Genomic DNA, 17686 nt, shown 5'->3' with positions numbered 1-17686 from the left:
AGCCGTCACCTCTCCGTGGCCTCCGAGGCTTCCGCCGGGGGCAGTGTGAACCAGACGGCCTTGCCGTAGGGCGTGGGGCGGTAGCCGGTGTCCGCGCTGAGGGCGCGGATGAGCAGCAGCCCGCGTCCCCGTTCGGCGAGGGCGTCGGGTCTCTTCGGGCCCTCGGGGCGGCCCGGGCCGTCGGACTCGCGCACGTCATCGCGCACGTCATCGCGCACGTCATCGCGCACGCCGTCCCGTACGGCCTCCCGTGTGCCGCCCGGACCGTGGCCGTCCGGTCCGCCGAACCCGCCGGGCGGGGTGGGGTCCATGTCGTGCACCTCGACCTGCCAGCCGCCGGTCGGCACCAGCTCCACCACCAGCTCTATCGGCTCGTCCCCGACCGTGTGCTGCACGGCGTTGGCGACCAGCTCGGCCGTCAGCAGCTCCGCCGTGTCACCGTCCACGGGCGCGCCGATGTCCGCCAGCGTGTTGCGGATCAGCGCACGGGCCAGCGGCACCGCGGCCGTGGTGTGCGGCAGTGCGAAGCGCCAGGTGGCGGCGCGGGTGGGATCGGGCAACGTACTGGTCCAGTCGGTCGGTGGGGAGGAGGGGCACCGCAGCCCTTGACGGTATGAAGCGGACGATAGTGCCGGAAGGGGCCATGGACCACTCTTGGGAGGACTTATGTCCTCCCCGATCATGCATCCGCCCTATCGCGCGCTCGTGACGACAGTCACGTACCGGTGATAACTTCGAAGGGCAGGCACCCGGCAGACCCAGCCGTCCGGCTGAAGGAGGCCATGGCCCCCATGAGTCCATTCACCGGTTCCGCGCCCCGCACCGAGGACTGGCGGCATCTGCGCCTCACCCTCGACCAAGGCGTCGCCACCGTCACCCTCGCCCGCCCCGAGAAGCTCAACGCGCTCACCTTCGGCGCCTACGCCGATCTGCGCGACCTCCTCGCCGAGCTGGCCCGCGACGGCTCCGTGCGCGCCCTGGTGCTCGGCGGCGAGGGCCGCGGCTTCTGCTCCGGCGGCGACGTCGACGAGATCATCGGCGCCACCCTCGCCATGGACACCCGCCGGCTGCTCGACTTCAACCGGATGACCGGGCAGGTGGTCCGCGGCTTGAGGGAGTGCCCCTTCCCCGTGGTGGCCGCCGTGCACGGCGCCGCCGCGGGCGCGGGCGCCGTCCTCGCGCTCGCCGCCGACTTCCGGGTCGCCGACCCGTCGGCCCGCTTCTCCTTCCTCTTCACCAAGGTCGGGCTCTCCGGCGGCGACATGGGCGCGGCCTATCTGCTGCCCCGCGTGGTCGGACTCGGCCACGCCACCCGGCTGCTGATGCTCGGCGAACCGGTCCGCGCCCCCGAGGCCGAGCGCATCGGACTGATCAGCGTGCTGTCCGACGAGGGACAGGCCGGGGCCGAGGCGGCGGCGCTCGCCCGGCGGCTGGCCGACGGCCCCTCCCTCGCCCTCGCCCAGACCAAGGCGCTGCTCACCGCCGAACTCGACATGCCGCTGTCCGCCGCGATCGAGATGGACGCGTCGACCCAGGCGCTGCTGATGACCGGCGCGGACTACGCCGAGTTCCACGCCGCGTTCACCGCCGGCCGCACCCCCCGGTGGCAGGGCCGATGACCGCCCCCTCTCCCGGCCGCCCCCTGCGCATCGCCGTCATCGGCGGAGGCCCCGGCGGCCTCTACGCCGCGGCCCTGCTCGCCCGCCTCGACCCGCGGCGCGAGATCACCGTCTGGGAGCGGGGCGGCCCCGACGAGACCTTCGGCTTCGGTGTCGTCCTCTCCGACGAGACCCTCGGCGGCATCGAACACGCCGATCCGGCCGTCTACGCCGCCCTCCGCGACGCGTTCGTCCGCTGGGACGACATCGACGTGGCCCACCGGGGCCATGTGCTCACCTCCGGCGGCCACGGCTTCGCCGCCCTCGGCCGCCGCCGACTGCTGCGCATCCTCCACGAGCGCTGCCAGGCCCTCGGCGTACGGCTCCGCTTCCGCACCCAGGCGCCGCCCGCCGAGCAGCTGTCACGCACGTACGACCTGGTCATCGCGGCCGACGGGGCGGGCAGCGCCACCCGCCAGGCCCACGCCGACGCCTTCCGCCCCCACATCACCACCCACCGCTGCCGCTACATCTGGCTCGCCGCCGACATCGCCCTGGACGCCTTTCGCTTCGAGATCGCCGAGACCGGGCACGGCGTCATGCAGCTCCACGGCTACCCGTATGAGCCGGACGCCAGCACCGTCATCATCGAGACGCGGGAAGAGGTGTGGCGACGGGCCGGACTCGACCGGTGCACCGAGCGCGAATCCACCGAGCGCTGCGCCAAGCTCTTCGCCGACGCCCTCGGCGGCCACCCCCTGCGCGGCAACCGCTCCCAGTGGACCGCCTTCCGTACGGTCGTCAACGAGCGCTGGTCACACGGCAACACGGTCCTCATCGGCGACGCCGCGCACACCGCCCACTTCTCCATCGGCTCCGGCACCAAACTCGCCGTCGAGGACGCCCTCGCCCTGGCCGCCGCCCTCGACGAACACCCCGTCCTGCCCGACGCGCTCGCCGCGTACGAGGCCGAACGCCGCCCGGTCGTCGAATCCACCCAGCGCGCGGCCCGCGCCAGCCTGGAGTGGTTCGAGAACCTGGAGCTGTATCTGGACCAGCCGCCCCGGCAGTTCGCCTTCAACCTCCTCACCCGCAGCCGCCGCGTCACCCACGACAACCTGCGGCTGCGCGATACGGAATTCGTCGAGACGGTGGAGCGGGAGGCCGCCGTTCCCGCCGCGACCCCGCCCATGTTCACCCCCTTCCGCCTCCGCGGCCTCACCCTCCGCAACCGCGTCGTCGTGTCCCCCATGGACATGTACTCCGCCGCCCACGACGGAACCCCCGGCGACTTCCACCTCGTCCACCTCGGCGGCCGGGCGCTCGGCGGGGCCGGGCTGGTGATGACGGAAATGGTCTGCGTCAGTCCGGAGGGCCGTATCACTCCCGGCTGCACCGGCCTCTACGCCGACGCCCACGAAACCGCCTGGCGCCGTGTCACCGACTTCGCCCACACCCACGCGCCGGGCGTGGCCGTCGGCGTCCAGCTCGGCCACAGCGGGCGCAAGGGCTCCACCCGGCTGATGTGGGAGGGCATCGACCTTCCCCTCCCGCACGGCAACTGGCCCCTCGCCGCCCCCTCGCCCCTCCCGTACCGCCCCGGCGTCAGCCAGACCCCGCACGCCCTCGACGCCGCCGGACTCGCCGCCGTCCGCGACCAGTTCGTCCGCGCCGCCGAACGCGCCGTCCGCGCGGGCTTCGACCTCCTCGAACTCCACTGCGCCCACGGCTATCTGCTCTCCAGCTTCCTCTCCCCGCTCACCAACCACCGCACCGACGCCTACGGGGGCTCCATCGAGGCCCGCCTCCGCTACCCGCTGGAGGTCTTCGACGCCGTCCGCGCCGTCTGGCCCGGCGACCGCCCCATGACGGTCCGCGTCTCCGCCACCGACTGGGCCGACGGCGGCACCACGGCGGACGACGCCGTCGCCATCGCCGCCGCCTTCACCGCTCACGGCGCCGACGCCATCGACGTCTCCACCGGCCAGGTCGTCCCCCACGAGACCCCCGACTTCGGCCGCTCCTACCAGACCCCCTACGCCGACCGCATACGCAACGAACTGGGCGTTCCCGTCATCGCGGTCGGCGCCATCTCCTCCTGGGACGACGTCAACTCCCTGATCCTGGCGGGCCGCGCCGACCTCTGCGCCCTCGCCCGCCCCCACCTCTACGACCCCCATTGGACCCTGCACGCCGCCGCCGACCAGGGCTACACCGGCCCCGCCGCCCCCTGGCCCCTCCCGTACCGGGCGGGCAGCCGCAAACCCCCCACCGGCCGCACCGACGCCCCCCGGCCCCGGCTCGCGCTCCAGAACCTCAGAGGGGACCGAGCAGGGCGGTGCTGAGCCCGCACAGCGCTGTGATCAGGTCCCGGCCCAGGACCCGCCACGAATCCACCGCCGCGGCGGGGTCGATACGGCCGTTCGCCAGGTCGTACTCCAGCTCGGCGAAGGCGTGCGCCGACAGCTGGCGCACCATGGCGCCGTGCCGGGCGAAGAGATCGGGGCGGATGTCGTCCCGGCGAATGGCGCCGATCTCGTCCAGCAGGCGCAGGGACGGGCTGTCCAGATGCTCCCGCAGGACGTAGTCGCGGAACACCGGTTCGACGAGCGCCTGGGCGAAGAAGCGGGCGCGCCACGTGGGGGTGCCCGCTTCGACATGGGTCTCCACGGTCGGCAGGATGAGGCAGCGGTAGTGCTCCTCCAGGGACACGGCCCTCTGCCCGCGCAGCGCCTCCACCATGGCGATGCGGTGCTTCTCCACGAGCGCGGTGTGGTTCGACAGGATCGTCTTGATGAGGTTGTCACGGCTGTCGAAGTGGTACTGCACCGCGGAGTTGTTCCGCTGGCCGGCTGCCTCGCTGATCTGCCTGACCGACACGTTCGCGAAGCCGCGCTCGGCGTAGAGCCGCTCGGCGGTGCGCATCAGTTTGTCCCGCGCGAGCACCGAGCGGGGAGAGGGCGGGGCAGCCGGGCCGGGGAGAGTCATTCCGCTGGGAGGGTCATTCCGTCAGGTGGATGGCGCCGGTCGGGCACACCGAGGCCGCCTCACGGACGGCGTCGAAGTGCTCCGGAGGCGGAGCGTCGTCCAGCACGACCACGATCCCGTCCTCCTCACGCTGGTCGAAGACCTGGTCGGCCCTGAGCACGCACATCCCGCTGCCGCAGCAGACTCCCTGGTCAGCAGTGATCTTCATGGTACCTTCCTCGCCGGCCGTCACCAGGTGACCCACAGGTCCTCGAAACCGCCCGCCGCGACTCCCTCGCGGGCGCGGAGATTCTCCGCGGACTCCCGCAGCCGCAGCTCCGGCAGCCGCCTGACGAACGTGCCGAGGACCACCTGGAGTTCCACCCGCGCGAGGGTCTGCCCGACGCAGAAGTGCGGACCCGCGCCGAAGGCGAGGTGCTGGGCGTTGTTCTCGCGGCGCGGATCGAACCGGTCGGGCTCGGGGAACTTGCGCTCGTCCCGGTTGGCGGCGTGCAGATTGACGAACAGCGTGCTCCCGGCGGCGACCGGCACCCCGCCGACCTCCGTGTCCTCGGTGATGAACCGCGGGATGCCCACGCCGCCGTTCGCGTCCATCCGCAGCGCTTCCTCCACCACGCCGGGGACCAGCCCGGGGTCGGCGACCACGGCTTCGTAGCGCTCCCGCTCGGACAGCAGCATCGCCGTCATCTTCAGGATCATGTTGGAGGTGGTCTCGTGCCCCGCCAGCAGGAGGCCGACCGCGGTGGAGATCAGCTCGTCGTGGCTGAGCCGCCCGTCCTCGCTGTCGGAGATCTGGGTCAGCTCACTGAGCAGGTCCTCGCCCGGACGCGCCCGCTTGCGCTCGACGAGATCCGACGCGTAGGCGTGGAAGTCCCGCTGTGCCTCGTCCACTTCGGCCTGGGTGTAACGCGTCAGCGTCAGCAGCACCTCCGACCAGTGCGCGAACCTGTCCTGGTCCTCGCTCGGCGCGCCGAGCAGCGCGCAGATGACCTGCACCGGAAGGGGCAGCGCCAGCGCCGCGCGGAGATCCGCGGGCGACCCCTTGGCGATCATGTCGTCCACCAGCGCGTCGGCCATCTCCTGGACGCGCGGCCGCCACGCCTCCATCTTCTTCACCGTGAACGCACGGCTGATCAGCCGCCGCCACCGCCGGTGCCCCGGCCCCTCCTTGTTGTCCACCTCTCCCGGGGACGGCCGGCTGAACATCCCCCCGTCGTCGGTGGTCGCCATGCGCGCGGCGCCCTTGCGGTCGAGGTTGCGGCTGAACCGCGGGTCGGTCAGCAGCCCGCGGATCTCCTCGTACCCGGTCAGCAGACCGACCACATCCCCACTGGGCATCCGCACGTGTGCCACGGGGCACGCGGCCCGCGTCTCGGCCCACTCGCGCGGGGGCTCCAGGAGGTTCGGCTGCTCGAACGGGTAGTCGGGGACGGCTTCCGTCATGGGGGACTCCTCCGGTGTCGGGGACCTGCGATCACCGTAAGTCGACTGACTTATTAAGGCAATCGCTTTAGAAGGTGTGGCCGACATTCGCCCCGGGTGGTGCCGGTGAGGAACCGGGGCTTCTATCTCCAATCTGCATTATTCCTAGAATGGCCGGGTGAAGGACATCGAAGCGATCGCGGCGTTGCGGGATCCGGTGCGCCGCCGCCTGTACGAGTACGTGGTGGCACAGGGCCGCGAGGTCGGCCGCAACGAGGCCGCCGAGGCGGCCGGGGTGGCGCGCGCGCTCGCTGCGCACCATCTGGACAGGCTGGCCGAGGCCGGGCTGCTGGAGAGCGGCAGCCGCCGCCTGACAGGGCGTTCGGGGCCGGGGGCGGGCCGGCCCGCCAAGGTGTACACGCGGGCACGGGCCGAGCGGGCGGTGTCGCTGCCCGCCCGCGACTACCGCACCGCCGCCGAGCTGCTCGCCGAGGCCGCTGAGCAGGCCGGGCTGGACGCCGGGCTCTGCGTGGCCGCCCGCCGCCGGGGCGAGGCCCTGCGCGGCTCGGCGGCGCCCTGCGGCGGTCTCGAAGAAGCCATGGAGGCGCTGGCCGCCCGCGGCTACGAACCCCACCTGGAAGATGCCGAAGGCGCCAAGGGGGCGCCCGGGGCGGCCGCGCGCGTCGTCCGTATGCGCAACTGCCCCTTCCATGCCGTCGCCGAACGCTTCCCGCCGCTGGTCTGCGGCATGAATCTCGCGCTGTTGGAGGGGCTGCTCGGCACGGACGGTCCCGTCCGTGCCCGCATGGACGCCCGGCCGGGGGAGTGCTGTGTGGTGGTCGAGCCTTCTAAAAACAATATCGATTGACATAGAAAGTCGGCCGTGCTGGTATGACGCCATGACCGCATCCCCGCATGCCGCCCACCTCGCCCACCTCGCCCACCTCAACGTCGCCACGCTCCGCCACCCCCTCGACGACCCGCGCACGGCGCCGTTCGTCGAGAGGCTCGACCCGGTCAACGCCGCCGCCGACGGCGCACCCGGCTTTGTGTGGCGGCTCGTGGAGGAGGGGGCGGCCGACGCCACCGGCCTGCGCCCGGCGGGCGAGAACGTCATCGTCACCCTGTCGGTGTGGGAGACCCGGGAGGCCCTGTGGGACTTCACCTACCGCAGCGGGCACCTGGAGGCGATGCGGCGGCGCCGCGAATGGTTCGAGCGGCACGTCGAGGCGCACCTGGTGCTCTGGTGGATCCCCGCCGGTCACCTCCCGACCGTCGACGAGGCCCTGGAGCGGCTGGCGGACCTGCGGGCGCACGGGCCGTCCCCCCGCGCGTTCACCTTCACCGCCTCCTACACCGCGGCCGAGGCCGCCCAGCACCTTCAGCCCGTGCCGCCGGCCTAGCCCGAACGGCCCGCGAGTGCCATCAGGCCGGTCTCACCGCCGCTCCGCGCAGCGCCGCCTCCGCGTACTTCGCGCCCGTGTCGCGCAGGCGGTCGTGAAGCGCCGCGAAGACCGTGGCGGCGCGGGCGCCGGGCCAGTCGGCGGGGAGGAGCGATGGGGGGAGGCCGGGGTCGGCGTAGGGCAGGTGGCGCCAGGAGTCGAGGGCCAGCAGGTAGTCGCGGTAGGCGGCTTCGGGGGTGGGGGCGTGGTGCGTCCAGTGGGTGAGGACCGGCTCGTGGCCGGTGAGGAACGCGTGGTGGAGGGCGGCGAGTTCGTCCAGGTCCCACCAGCGGCGGACCGCCTCGGCGGTGGGGGTGAAGCCCGCGTGGTCGCCCCGGAAGAGGTCGACGTAGGAGGCGAGGCCGAGGCGCTGAAGGGTGTGGCGGGTCTCGTCGTAGAGGCGGTCCGGGGCGATCCAGACGCCGGGGGCGGCGGTGCCGAAGCCGAGGCGGGAGAGGCGGGAGCGGAGCAGGTGACGCTTGTTGCGCTCCTGTTCGGGGACGGAGAAGACGGCGAGGAGCCAGCGGTCGGGCCCGGGGGCGGGGCGGGGGTAGATGCGGTGGTCGCCGTCGTCGAGGAGCTGGCGGGCGTCGGCGGACAGGGCGTACCCGGCGGAGCCGGTCGCGGTGCGATCGGCGACCAGCAGGCCGCGCCGCTTGAGGCGGGAGACGGCGGAGCGCACCGAGGGCGGGTCGACGCCGACGGCGCCCAGCAGCCGGATGAGGGCGGCGACGGGCACCGGCCCGGCGGGGCGGTCGGCGGTGCCGCGCCCGTAGGCGCCGTAGTGGGTGACGATCAGGGAGCGGGGGGTGTGCTGGTCGTTCACGGGGTCACTGTAGAGCGCTGTCGCGGAGGCGGTAGCGCTGGAGCTTGCCGGTGGCGGTGCGCGGGAGCGCGTCGAGGAAGACGAAGCGGCGCGGGCATTTGTAGGGGGTGAGTTCGGCGGTGGTGAAGGCTTTGAGGGCGGCCACGGTCTCCTCGGTCCGCGGGACGCCCGCGCGCAGCACCACATGGGCGACGACGATCGTGCCGCGTTCGGTGTCCGGCGCTCCGGTGACCGCGGCTTCGACCACGTCGGGGTGGCGCAGCAGGGCGTCCTCGACCTCGGGGCCCGCGATGTTGTACCCGGACGAGATGATCATGTCGTCGGCGCGGGCCACGTAGCGGAAGTAGCCGTCCGGGTCGCGGATGTAGGTGTCGCCGGTGAGGTTCCAGCCGTCGCGTACGTAGGAGCGCTGGCGCTCGTCCGCCAGGTAACGGCAGCCGGTCGGGCCGCGCACGGCGAGCAGGCCCGGTTCGCCGTCGGGGACGGGACGCAGGTCGGCGTCGACGACGCGGGCCTCGAAGCCGGGCACCGGGACGCCCGTCGTCCCCGGGCGGATCGCGTCGTCGGCGGCGGACAGGAAGATGTGGAGCAGTTCGGTGGCGCCGATGCCGTTGATGATGCGCAGCCCGGTGGCCCGCTGCCAGTCGTGCCAGGTGGCGGCGGGCAGGTTCTCCCCGGCGGAGACGCAGCGGCGCAGCGAGGAGAGGTCGTACGCCGCGGGCTCGGTGCGCAGCCGGTTCAGCATCGCCCGGTAGGCGGTCGGCGCGGTGAACAGCACGGACACCCGGTGCCGGGCGATGTCGGCGAGCAGCCGGTCCGGCCCGCCCCGGTCGGTCAGCAGTGTCGACGCCCCGGCGCGCAGCGGGAAGACGACGAGGCCGCCGAGGCCGAAGGTGAAGCCGAGCGGCGGGCTGCCCGCGAACACGTCGTCGGGGGTGGGCCGCAGCACCTGGGCCGAGAAGGTGTCGGCGATGGCGAGCACATCGCGGTGGAAGTGCATGCAGCCCTTGGGCCGCCCGGTGGTTCCCGAGGTGAAGGCGATGAGGGCGACGTCGTCGGCGGAGGTCGGCACGGCCTCGTACGAGGCGGGCGCGCCGGCCGCGAGCCGCAGCAGGTCGTCGGGCGCGTCACCGCCGTAGGTGAGGGTGCGCAGCCCCGGCACCCCGGCCCTGACCAGGTCGTCCGCGCACCGCGCGTCGCACAGCGCGTGCCCGACCCGGGCGATGTCGCAGATGGTGGCCAGTTCGCGGGAGCGCTGGGCGGCCAGCACGGTCACCGCGACCGCGCCCGCCTTCATGACGGCGAGCCAGCAGGCGGCCAGCCAGGGGGAGGTGGGGCCGCGCAGCAGCACCCGGTTGCCGGGGACGACGCCGAGGGCAGTGGTGAGGGTGTGCGCGATCCGGTCGACGTGCGCGAGGAGCTGCCCGTACGTCCACACCGCGCCGGAGCCGTCGCGCACGGCGGCCCGCTCCGGGCCGTACCGCTCGACGGTGCGATCCAGTAATTCGGCCCCGCAGTTGAGCCGGTCGGGGCGGCGCGGCCCCGGCAGGTCGAGGAGGAGCCCGGGCCACTGGTCGGCGGGCGGGAGGTGGTCACGGGCGAAGGTGTCGAGGTGTGCCGAAGGCCTGAGCTCCATCGAGGATGCGCCCCCCTGCCTGCCCGATGTGCCTGCCGGATGGCTGTCTGAAGCCGCTGTGTCAGCGTAACGTGATGGTGACGACAGTCAATATCCCGCGATAGTCGCGGACCAGGGTCGCGCCGAGGGAGGGCCCCGATGCCGTCATTCGCACTGGATCCGGAGCAGCGGCGCTGGTGCGCGCGGCTGCGCGCGCTGGCCCGCGAGCGCTTGCGCCCCCTCGCGGACGCCGGTACGCCGGGGCGGATCAACCGGCCGTTGACCGCCTGCTTGGGCGAACTGGGCCTGCTGGGGCGGCTGTTCCCGGAGGACGGGCCGGTCCGGGCGCTCGACCTGTGCCTGCTGCGCGAGTCGCTGGCCATGGAGTGCACGGAGGCCGAGACCGCGCTCGCCCTCCAGGGGCTCGGCGGGTACCCGATCGTGCTGTCCGGCGGCGAGAAGATGTACGAGCGCTGGATGCCGGGGATCCGGGCCGGACGCACCGTCAGCGCCTTCGCGCTGAGCGAGCCGGACGCCGGGTCGGACGCGGCCGCGCTCACCCTGCGGGCCGACCGGGACGGGGCCGGGGGCTGGCGGCTGACCGGCGAGAAGTGCTGGATCTCCAACGCGCCCGAGGCCGATGTCACCACCGTCTTCGCCCGTACCACCCCGGGCGCGGGCTCACGCGGCGTCACCGCCTTCCTGGTGCCCGCCGACCGCCCCGGACTCGGCGGCGAGCCCCTGGAGATGCTCAGCCCGCACCCCATCGGCCGCCTCGTCTTCGACGGCGTCCCGGTCACCGGCGAGGACGTGCTGGGCGTGCCGGACGCGGGCTTCCGCGTCGCCATGCGCACCCTCAACCTGCTGCGGCCGAGCGTGGGCGCGTTCGCCGTCGGCATGGCGCAGGCGGCGCTGGACGCTTCGCTGGCGCACGCCGGAAGCCGCACCGCCTTCGGTGGGCCCCTGAAGGACCTGCAGTCCGTCGCGCACCAGCTCGCCGAGATGGCCACCCGCACCGAGGCCGCCCGGCTGCTGGTGTACGCGGCGGCCGCGGCGTACGACGACGGCGAGCCCGGCATCGCCCGGCGCTCGGCCATGGCCAAGCTGCTGGCCACCGAGACCGCGCAGTACGTCGTGGACGCGGCCGTCCAGATCCACGGCGCCCGCGCACTGCGCCGTGGCCATCCGCTGGAACACCTCTACCGTGAGGTGCGCGCGCCCCGGATCTACGAGGGCGCCACCGAGGTCCAGCGCACGATCATCGCGAAGGAGCTGTACCGATGACCGAACCCCTGCACCGCATCAACCCCGTCGAGCTGTCCCCGCCCGCCGGATTCAGCCACGCCGTCACCGCGACCGGCGGACAACTGGTCTTCCTGGCCGGCCAGACCGCGCTGGACCAGGACGGCAAGGTCGTCGGGGACACCCTCCCCGCCCAGTTCCGCCGGGCGCTCACCAATCTGCTCACCGCGCTGCAGGCCGCCGGCGGCAGCCCCGCCGACCTCGCCCGGCTGACCGTCTACGCCACCGACGTCGCCGCCTACCGCGACTGCGCCGCCGAACTCGGCCGGATCTGGCAGGAGATGGCCGGTCGCGACTACCCGGCGATGGCGGTCATCGGCGTCGTCCGGCTGTGGGACGAGGAAGCGATGGTCGAACTCGACGGGATCGCGGTGCTGCCGTAACCACCCCTTGCTCCGTTATTCCGGAATAACGTAATCTCTCGCGCATGGCCGACGAGTCCCTGCACGAGCGGGTCGCCGCACTCGAAGAACGGGTGTCGCGGCTGGAGTCCGAAGCGCCGGACTCCCCCCGGAGCGAGGTGTTCTGGGCGCTGGAGGGGCTGCGCCGGCGGATCACGGGACACGGGCAGGTGCTGTTCACCGGCGCGGTCGAGCTGCCCACCGGCCAGCGCTACGAATGGCAGCAGGGCGCCACGACGGAGGGCCTGCTGGATGCGGACTGGTCCGAACACGCCGCGCCCTACGCCGCGTTGGGCCACCCGGTGCGGCTCACCCTGCTGCGCGCCGTACTGGGCGGCACCCGCTCCGCCGCCGAACTGCAGGAGACCGCCGGGCTGAACACCACCGGCCAGCTCTACCACCACCTCAAACAGCTCACGGCGGCCGGCTGGCTCCAGGCCGAGGGCCGCGGCCACTACCAGGTGCCCGCGGGCCGGGTCGTACCGCTGCTCGTGCTGCTGTCCGCGGTGGTGCCACCAGGCAAACCCACCACGGGGGAATGACTCATGAACCGACGTAAATTAATCGCCATGGCGACCGCGGCTGCGGGCGCCTCACTGCTGCCCGGCACCGCCGCCGCGGCCGGCGACACCCTGCCCGCCCAGGTGCGGCGCACCCTGGACCAGGTGCTGGCCGCCGGGGCTCCGAGCGCCGTGTGCGGCGTCATCCGGGGCGGGCGTGCGTACGTGGCGGGTGCGGCCGGAAAGGGCAAGCGGACGCCGGACGGCCGGACCGTCTTCCAGCTCGGCTCGATCGGCAAGACGCTCACCGCGACCGCCCTCGCCCGAGCCGTCACCGCGGGCGAAACGCGTCTCGACGCACCGCTCACCCTGCCCGCCCGCTTTCCCATACCCCGCAAGGGTCCCCGGCGGATCACCCTCGCCGATCTGGCGACCCACTCCTCCGGCCTGCCCCGACTGCCGGAGGGCCTGCTCGACGGCGCGAACCCGTACGACCCGTACGCGCACTACACCCTGGACGACCTGGCCGAGGGCCTCGGCAGGACCACCCTGGCCACCGAGCCGGGCACCGAGTACGCGTACTCGAACCTCGGCTTCGGGCTCCTCGGCCAGGCGCTGGCCTTCGACCGCGTGGACGAGATGCTGCGGCACCGGGTGGCCGCGCCGCTGGGCCTGACCGACACCACGACGACACTGCGGCCGGACATGCTGCTCCGCAAGGCGGTCGGCCACCTCGAGGGCACGCCGGTGCCCGACTGGCACGACCACGTGCTCAGCGGCGCGGGCACCTCGATCTACAGCACGGCCGACGACATGCTGCGCTTCCTGGCCGCCCAACTCCGCCCAAGGCGCTCCCCGTTGCGGGACGCCATCGAACTGACCCAGCGGCCCCGCTTCACAGCCGGCCGCGACCTGCGGCTCGGGCTCGCCTGGCACCTCAGCCCGCTGCCCAGCGGCCGCACCATGACCTGGCACAACGGCAGCACCGGCGGCTTCGGCACTTACGCGGCGTTCAGCCGGGAGAGCGGGGTGGCGGTGGTGATGATGACGAACAACGTCAGCCAGGTGCCCCCGGGCGGGGAGCGCCCGATGGACACGTTCACCTACGGGCTGCTCCGGGATCTCGACGCGGCGGCCTGAGCCGTCGGGCCGGACGATGGCGAGCAGGGAGCGCGCGGTGCCGCGGCGTCCCCTGCGGCTCGCCCTTCGATCACTTTTCGAGCGGTGCGGGCGCGGCCGGCAGATTGACCACCAGACGCGCCCCGCCGAGGCCGCCGTCGTCCGGCGCGGGGTCCTGGTCGGCGTAGGCGGTGCCGCCGTGCGCGGTGACGACCTTTCCGACGATGGCGAGGCCGAGGCCGGAACCGCCGGCCTCGCGGGACCGTGCCTCATCGAGCCGGGTGAAGCGCTCGAAGACGCGCAGCCGGTCCGCGGGCGGGATGCCCGACCCGTCGTCGCTGACGGTGAGTTCGACGGTGCTCCCGCGTTCGCCCAGGGTCACCCGTACCGCCTGGTCGGCGTGGCGGCGGGCGTTGTCCAGCAGGTTGCGTACGACGCAGCGCAGCGCCTCGGCGTCGCCCCGGACCCGCCCGCCGGAGACCCGTCGGGCGTCGATGTCCGCCTGGGTCAGGGAGCGCTGCCGGCGGACCTCGGCCAGTACCACCTCGTCCAGGTCGATGACGCGCGCGACCTGTGACCGCGACCGGGCGGGGTCCTCGCTGCGGGCCAGTGCCAGCAGTCCCTCCACCAGGTCGTGCAGCCGTACCGTGTCCTCCAGCAGGGTGGCGGCCATCTGTGGGTCCCGGCCGGGGTCGGGGTAGCTGGACATGACCTCGAGCTGGGCGCGCAACGCGGTCAGCGGGCTGCGCAGTTCATGGGCGGCGTCGGCGACGAAGCGGCGTTGGGCCATGGAAGCGTCGTCGAGGCGGGCGAGCATGTCGTTGAGGGTGGCGCCGAGGGCGTGGATCTCGTCCTGGCAGGCGGGCAGGTCCAGGCGGCGGTGCAGATCGGTCGCGGTGATGTCGGCGGCCTGGCGACGCAGGGTTTCCACGGGGCGCAGGGTGCGGCCGGCGGTGAGCGAGATCGTCCAGGCCACCAGCGCGGTCAGTGCGGGTACGCCGATCGCCAGGCCCGTGGTGAGGCTGGACAGGGTGTGTTCGGCCTGGGCCAGGGACACTCCCACCACGACGGTCGCGGGGCGGCCGTCGACGCGGATCGGCCGGGCCAGGACGCGGAAGTCGCCTCCGTCGCCGATCCCGAGGTCGCGCAGGGTGGTGGGGTGTCCCGAGAGCACCCGCGGGGGGAGCGGGGTCGGGAAGCCGCTGGGGCTCCCCGGGCGGGTGTCGTAGTCGGAGCTGGCCCGCACCTTCCCGTGGGTGTCGAGAACTTCGACGACGTCGGCGTCCCCTCCGTTGGACGGGATGAGGGGACCCAGTTGGTCGTGCCGGACGAGGGCGGTGACGTCGGAGAGCCGCTGGCGGCCGGTGCTGTCCCGATCGGCCCACATGGAGTGCTGGAGACCGAGCAGCAGCCCGAGCCCGGCCGCCACCATCGCGATGGCGACCACCATGGTCGCCCACATGGTGACCCGGGCCCGCAGACTCAGCTTCCGGGTGAACCGCCGCACCCGGCCGAATGCCGGACGCCCGATGCGAAGGCGTCGGGACATTCAGCCGCCCTTCGCATCCAGCCGGTAACCGATACCGCGCACGGTCTCGATGGCGGACCGGCCGAAGGGGGTGTCGATCTTGCGCCGGAGGTAGCCGACATAGACCTCGACGATATTGGGGTCGCCCTCGAACCAGGCGTCCCAGACCTGGGCGAGCAGGTCGGTCTTGCTCACCACCGTGTCGGGGTGGCGCAGCAGGAATTCCAGCAGCCCGAACTCGCGCGGTGTCAGTTCCAGGCGCTCGTCGCCGCGACCGCACCGGTGCGCGGAGGGGTCCAGCCACAGATCACCCGCACGGAGTACGGGCGACCGTTGCGGGGCGCTGCGGCGCAGCAGTGCGCGGATCCGGGCCAGCAGCACCACGAACGAGAAAGGCTTGGTCAGATAGTCGTCGGCGCCGAGGTCGAGGGCGTCCGCCTCGTCGTATTCCCCGTCCTTGGCGGTGAGGATCAGTACGGGGGTGGTGAGGCCCGCGGCACGCAGGGTCCGGCAGACGTCGTAGCCGTTGCGGCCCGGCAGCATCAGGTCGAGCACGATCACGTCGTAGTCGTTGTGCCTGATCAGGCCGAGGGCCTTCTCGCCGTCCCCGGCGATGTCCACGTCGAATCCCTCGGCGCGCAGGCCGCGGTCCACGGCGGCGGCGATGTTCTGCTCGTCCTCGACCACCAGCACGCGCACCCGACATCACCTCGTGACCGTACCGACGCGTCGGCCGGAAGACTGATCCTCGGTTGCGAGTCTAGAGGCCGGACCGCAGGTCGGCCGGGCGTCTCTCAGCGGGCTCTCAGGGTCTCCTCAGCGTTCACTCAGCGCTCTCAGTGTGCGCACAGCCCGTAAGCGCCACAGTGGGGAAGTGCCTGCTTCGTTCACGCACCGAGTCCAACGGACCCGCACCATTCGACGAAAGGCGCCCATCGTGGCACCGACTTCCGCGCCGCGGCGCATGGACGAACATCCGTCCCCCGCCGCCGGTACCGCGCCGAAGCCCGCCCCGCGCACCTCCGCATCCCGTGTCTCCTCCCGCTCGGCTCCCCTCGGGCTCTGGGCCCTGATCATCGCCGGGGGTTACGCCGCGGGCCTCGCGGCGCACGCCTTCGGCGTTCCCGCCCCCTACCTGCTGTCCTCACTGCTGGTCGGCGCCGCCCTGGCGTTGTGCGGAAGGGTCCGCGACCGGCTCCCGGCGCCGGCCAACCGGGCCTCCCAGGCGCTGGTCGGCGCCCTCATGGGCAGCTATCTCACCCCCTCCGCCCTCCTCTCCGCCGCGCCCGTCGCGCTGCCGCTGACCGTGGTCACCGCGGCCACGATCGGGATGAGCGCGGCGGTCGCCTGGTTCCTGGCCCGCGGCGGCCGCATCGGCCGGCCCAGCGCCCTCCTCGGCATGGTGCCCGGCGGTTCGGCCGCGATCGTCACCTGCGCCGACGAGCTGAACGCCGATGTGCGGCTCGTCGCCTTCACCCAGTACCTGCGTGTCGGCCTCGTCGCCGCCACCGCCCCGCTCGCGGCCCACTGGCTGACCTCCGCCTCCCCGGCGGCGGGCGGTCACCCGGCCGCGAGCGGCGGCGCCGGGTCCGGCTTCTTCTCCGGCCTCCTCCACGTCGTCGCGGGGCAGGACCAGCTCACCGGCCTGTTCACCCTCGCGGTCATCGCCGTCGCCGGTTCCTGGGCCGGCCGGCGGCTGCGGGTGCCCACGCCCTTGCTGATCGGCCCGATGCTGGCCGCCCTGGTCGCCACGCTCAGCGGCGCCGTACCGGGCTTCGCGCCCGTCGGGATGCTCCAGAACCTCGTCTTCGTCCTCGTCGGCCTCGACGTGGGCGTACGGTTCACCCGCCAGACGCTCATCAGGGTGCGGCGCCTGCTGCTCCCGATCACGGCCTGCATGGCGGCGGTATGCCTCGGCTGCACCGGGCTGGCGTGGATCTTCGCCGGGTTGACGCGCACTCCGTTCGCCGACGCCTATCTCGCCACGACCCCCGGGGGGATCAACGCGGTCCTCGCCACCGCGGTCTCCTCCCACGCGGATGTCGCTCTGGTCTCCACCGTGCAGAGCCTGCGCCTGCTGGTCGTCGTCCTGGTGACGCCGCTGATCACGCGTCGGCTGGCGGCGGCCCGGCCGCCGTCCCCGCGGACCGTCATGACCCGATGACATGACCCGATGACCGACTGACCAGCCGTCGAAAGGACCGCCGGTGGAAGCCACCGCCCGAATGGGCCAGCGATGGGTCGCTCTCGTCGACCGCGGAAACGGATACGCCGAGGCGTGCGACATCGTCGAGTGGCTGCCCGAAGAGGCGGAACTGGTCGGCTACATATGCGGCACGGGCGACGCGGCCCATGGGGACAAGGGCCGTGTCGTCCGTGCTGACCGTCACCCGGGATTCCTGGCATACGAGCGACGTCCACAGGTCGTCGGGGCCTTGCCCGGAATGGGGTGGACGGTCTGCTACCGACTCGGCGCACCGCCGCCCGGCGGCGCGGGCGGCCCCGGCGGTACGGACGGCGTCGGCGGCGCCGAACACCTCGAACGCCGTCCCGTGCTCGCCTGGCTCGTGTACGACGACGGCACGGTCACGCCCTGCGACGTGGACCCCGACGGGCTGGTCTACTGCAGCACCGACACCCCGGAACTGCACCACGTCGAACCCCCGGACCCCGCGGTCGGCTGCTCGGCATGCCGGTGCTGACCGGCGCGGGTCCGTACGAGCTGAAGGACGCGATCGGCGCCGGGGGCGCCCTGCCCGTCGTGGTGGGCACCGCCGTCCGTTCAGCCTGCCGGGTACCGGGGCGCTCACCGCGTGAGCACACGGGTACGGGCACCCGGCCGGCCCGCACCGCCCGGCGCAAGGCACGGACAGCCGTCGCCGATGTCCCGGCGTGGGCCCCGAAGTCCCAGAGAAGTCCCATGGATGCCGCCACGCCTCCTCCCG

At 73.2% G+C, this 17686-nt stretch carries 18 protein-coding genes and 1 pseudogene; 11 read left to right on the top strand and 8 right to left on the bottom strand.

What is annotated here, in order from left to right; genetic code table 11:
• Positions 1–5 precede the first annotated feature (5 nt).
• Entirely contained in the window at positions 6–560 is a 555-nt protein-coding gene (locus tag ABZ562_RS27705; protein WP_361484678.1) for an ATP-binding protein, read from the bottom strand.
• Between the two features lie 231 nt (positions 561–791).
• Here ABZ562_RS27705 and ABZ562_RS27700 point away from each other — a divergent pair, with 231 nt between their 5' ends.
• A complete protein-coding gene (locus tag ABZ562_RS27700; RefSeq protein ID WP_361484676.1) occupies positions 792–1619 on the top strand; it encodes an enoyl-CoA hydratase family protein in 828 nt (275 codons plus the stop codon).
• Positions 1616–3943, top strand: coding sequence for a bifunctional salicylyl-CoA 5-hydroxylase/oxidoreductase (locus ABZ562_RS27695; RefSeq protein WP_361484674.1), 2328 nt, complete (start codon positions 1616–1618; stop codon positions 3941–3943). The genes ABZ562_RS27700 and ABZ562_RS27695 overlap by 4 nt, the downstream gene beginning before the upstream one ends.
• On the opposite strand, the gene ABZ562_RS27690 is transcribed toward ABZ562_RS27695, so the two are convergent.
• The 3 genes from ABZ562_RS27690 to ABZ562_RS27680 all read right to left on the bottom strand — a co-directional run bounded on the left by ABZ562_RS27690 (position 3915) and on the right by ABZ562_RS27680 (position 6029).
• Positions 3915–4523 carry a helix-turn-helix domain-containing protein gene (locus ABZ562_RS27690; RefSeq protein ID WP_361484672.1) on the bottom strand — a complete coding sequence of 203 codons (609 nt, stop codon included), beginning with the start codon at positions 4521–4523 and terminating at the stop codon, positions 3915–3917. The genes ABZ562_RS27695 and ABZ562_RS27690 overlap by 29 nt on opposite strands.
• A 76-nt stretch (positions 4524–4599) precedes the next feature.
• Positions 4600–4794: a ferredoxin gene (locus ABZ562_RS27685; protein WP_361484670.1), complete on the bottom strand. Its 195-nt coding sequence runs from the start codon at positions 4792–4794 to the stop codon at positions 4600–4602.
• 20 nt (positions 4795–4814) lie between these two features.
• Positions 4815–6029: a cytochrome P450 gene (locus ABZ562_RS27680; protein WP_361484668.1), complete on the bottom strand. Its 1215-nt coding sequence runs from the start codon at positions 6027–6029 to the stop codon at positions 4815–4817.
• A 157-nt stretch (positions 6030–6186) separates the two neighbouring features.
• On the opposite strand from ABZ562_RS27680, the gene ABZ562_RS27675 reads away from it, so the two are divergent.
• Both ABZ562_RS27675 and ABZ562_RS27670 read left to right on the top strand, forming a co-directional pair.
• The gene (locus tag ABZ562_RS27675) at positions 6187–6876 is read left to right on the top strand and encodes a helix-turn-helix domain-containing protein (RefSeq protein WP_361484667.1); all 690 of its coding nucleotides are present in this window, start codon (positions 6187–6189) and stop codon (positions 6874–6876) included.
• A 31-nt stretch (positions 6877–6907) separates the two neighbouring features.
• Positions 6908–7411, top strand: a complete 504-nt coding sequence (locus ABZ562_RS27670; RefSeq protein ID WP_361484665.1) for a DUF3291 domain-containing protein — start codon at positions 6908–6910, stop codon at positions 7409–7411.
• A gap of 22 nt (positions 7412–7433) precedes the next feature.
• On the opposite strand, the gene ABZ562_RS27665 is transcribed toward ABZ562_RS27670, so the two are convergent.
• Positions 7434–8276: a PaaX family transcriptional regulator C-terminal domain-containing protein gene (locus ABZ562_RS27665; protein WP_361484663.1), complete on the bottom strand. Its 843-nt coding sequence runs from the start codon at positions 8274–8276 to the stop codon at positions 7434–7436.
• A gap of 4 nt (positions 8277–8280) precedes the next feature.
• Positions 8281–9912, bottom strand: a complete 1632-nt coding sequence (locus ABZ562_RS27660; RefSeq protein ID WP_361484661.1) for an AMP-binding protein — start codon at positions 9910–9912, stop codon at positions 8281–8283.
• A gap of 138 nt (positions 9913–10050) precedes the next feature.
• On the opposite strand from ABZ562_RS27660, the gene ABZ562_RS27655 reads away from it, so the two are divergent.
• From ABZ562_RS27655 to ABZ562_RS27640, 4 genes are read left to right on the top strand one after another with little or no spacing between them, the layout of a single operon-like run.
• The gene (locus ABZ562_RS27655; protein WP_361484659.1) at positions 10051–11175 is read left to right on the top strand and encodes an acyl-CoA dehydrogenase; all 1125 of its coding nucleotides are present in this window, start codon (positions 10051–10053) and stop codon (positions 11173–11175) included.
• The gene (locus ABZ562_RS27650; protein WP_361484657.1) at positions 11172–11576 is read left to right on the top strand and encodes a RidA family protein; all 405 of its coding nucleotides are present in this window, start codon (positions 11172–11174) and stop codon (positions 11574–11576) included. The genes ABZ562_RS27655 and ABZ562_RS27650 overlap by 4 nt, the downstream gene beginning before the upstream one ends.
• A 44-nt stretch (positions 11577–11620) precedes the next feature.
• Positions 11621–12136 carry a winged helix-turn-helix domain-containing protein gene (locus ABZ562_RS27645; RefSeq protein ID WP_361484655.1) on the top strand — a complete coding sequence of 172 codons (516 nt, stop codon included), beginning with the start codon at positions 11621–11623 and terminating at the stop codon, positions 12134–12136.
• 27 nt (positions 12137–12163) lie between these two features.
• Positions 12164–13234, top strand: coding sequence for a serine hydrolase domain-containing protein (locus tag ABZ562_RS27640; RefSeq protein ID WP_361484653.1), 1071 nt, complete (start codon positions 12164–12166; stop codon positions 13232–13234).
• Positions 13235–13304: 70 nt separating this feature from the next.
• On the opposite strand, the gene ABZ562_RS27635 is transcribed toward ABZ562_RS27640, so the two are convergent.
• Together ABZ562_RS27635 and ABZ562_RS27630 are read right to left on the bottom strand one after the other, a co-directional pair.
• Positions 13305–14762: an ATP-binding protein gene (locus ABZ562_RS27635; protein ID WP_361484651.1), complete on the bottom strand. Its 1458-nt coding sequence runs from the start codon at positions 14760–14762 to the stop codon at positions 13305–13307.
• Positions 14763–15440, bottom strand: a complete 678-nt coding sequence (locus ABZ562_RS27630) for a response regulator transcription factor (RefSeq protein WP_361484649.1) — start codon at positions 15438–15440, stop codon at positions 14763–14765.
• Positions 15441–15678: 238 nt separating this feature from the next.
• Between ABZ562_RS27630 and ABZ562_RS27625 the strand changes: the two genes are divergently transcribed.
• From ABZ562_RS27625 to ABZ562_RS27615, 3 genes and pseudogenes are all read left to right on the top strand, one after another.
• Positions 15679–16905 carry an AbrB family transcriptional regulator gene (locus tag ABZ562_RS27625; RefSeq protein WP_361484647.1) on the top strand — a complete coding sequence of 409 codons (1227 nt, stop codon included), beginning with the start codon at positions 15679–15681 and terminating at the stop codon, positions 16903–16905.
• A 43-nt stretch (positions 16906–16948) separates the two neighbouring features.
• Positions 16949–17443 (top strand): hypothetical protein, encoded by a 495-nt coding sequence (locus tag ABZ562_RS27620; RefSeq protein ID WP_361484799.1) that lies wholly within the window; start codon positions 16949–16951, stop codon positions 17441–17443.
• Positions 17425–17520: pseudogene (locus ABZ562_RS27615) on the top strand (undecaprenyl-diphosphatase); the annotation flags it as partial. The gene ABZ562_RS27620 and the pseudogene ABZ562_RS27615, both read left to right, overlap by 19 nt.
• Positions 17521–17686 lie beyond the last annotated feature (166 nt).

Origin of the sequence: Streptomyces sp. NPDC019937, from assembly GCF_040631655.1 — a bacterium.
In the GTDB taxonomy this organism is placed as follows: Bacteria; Actinomycetota; Actinomycetes; order Streptomycetales; family Streptomycetaceae; genus Streptomyces.
The sequence above is the reverse complement of the archived record's forward strand: the minus strand, read 5'-3'. Positions and strand labels throughout refer to the sequence as shown.

Bases quoted from the DNA above. Each gene is read 5' to 3' on its own strand.
- ABZ562_RS27700 (WP_361484676.1), top strand. From the start codon at position 792: ATGAGTCCATTCACCGGTTCCGCGCCCCGCACCGAGGACTGGCGGCAT.
- ABZ562_RS27695 (WP_361484674.1), top strand. From the start codon at position 1,616: ATGACCGCCCCCTCTCCCGGCCGCCCCCTGCGCATCGCCGTCATCGGC.
- ABZ562_RS27690 (WP_361484672.1), bottom strand. From the start codon at position 4,523: ATGCGCACCGCCGAGCGGCTCTACGCCGAGCGCGGCTTCGCGAACGTG.
- ABZ562_RS27685 (WP_361484670.1), bottom strand. From the start codon at position 4,794: ATGAAGATCACTGCTGACCAGGGAGTCTGCTGCGGCAGCGGGATGTGC.
- ABZ562_RS27680 (WP_361484668.1), bottom strand. From the start codon at position 6,029: ATGACGGAAGCCGTCCCCGACTACCCGTTCGAGCAGCCGAACCTCCTG.
- ABZ562_RS27670 (WP_361484665.1), top strand. From the start codon at position 6,908: ATGACCGCATCCCCGCATGCCGCCCACCTCGCCCACCTCGCCCACCTC.
- ABZ562_RS27660 (WP_361484661.1), bottom strand. From the start codon at position 9,912: ATGGAGCTCAGGCCTTCGGCACACCTCGACACCTTCGCCCGTGACCAC.
- ABZ562_RS27655 (WP_361484659.1), top strand. From the start codon at position 10,051: ATGCCGTCATTCGCACTGGATCCGGAGCAGCGGCGCTGGTGCGCGCGG.
- ABZ562_RS27650 (WP_361484657.1), top strand. From the start codon at position 11,172: ATGACCGAACCCCTGCACCGCATCAACCCCGTCGAGCTGTCCCCGCCC.
- ABZ562_RS27645 (WP_361484655.1), top strand. From the start codon at position 11,621: ATGGCCGACGAGTCCCTGCACGAGCGGGTCGCCGCACTCGAAGAACGG.
- ABZ562_RS27640 (WP_361484653.1), top strand. From the start codon at position 12,164: ATGGCGACCGCGGCTGCGGGCGCCTCACTGCTGCCCGGCACCGCCGCC.
- ABZ562_RS27635 (WP_361484651.1), bottom strand. From the start codon at position 14,762: ATGTCCCGACGCCTTCGCATCGGGCGTCCGGCATTCGGCCGGGTGCGG.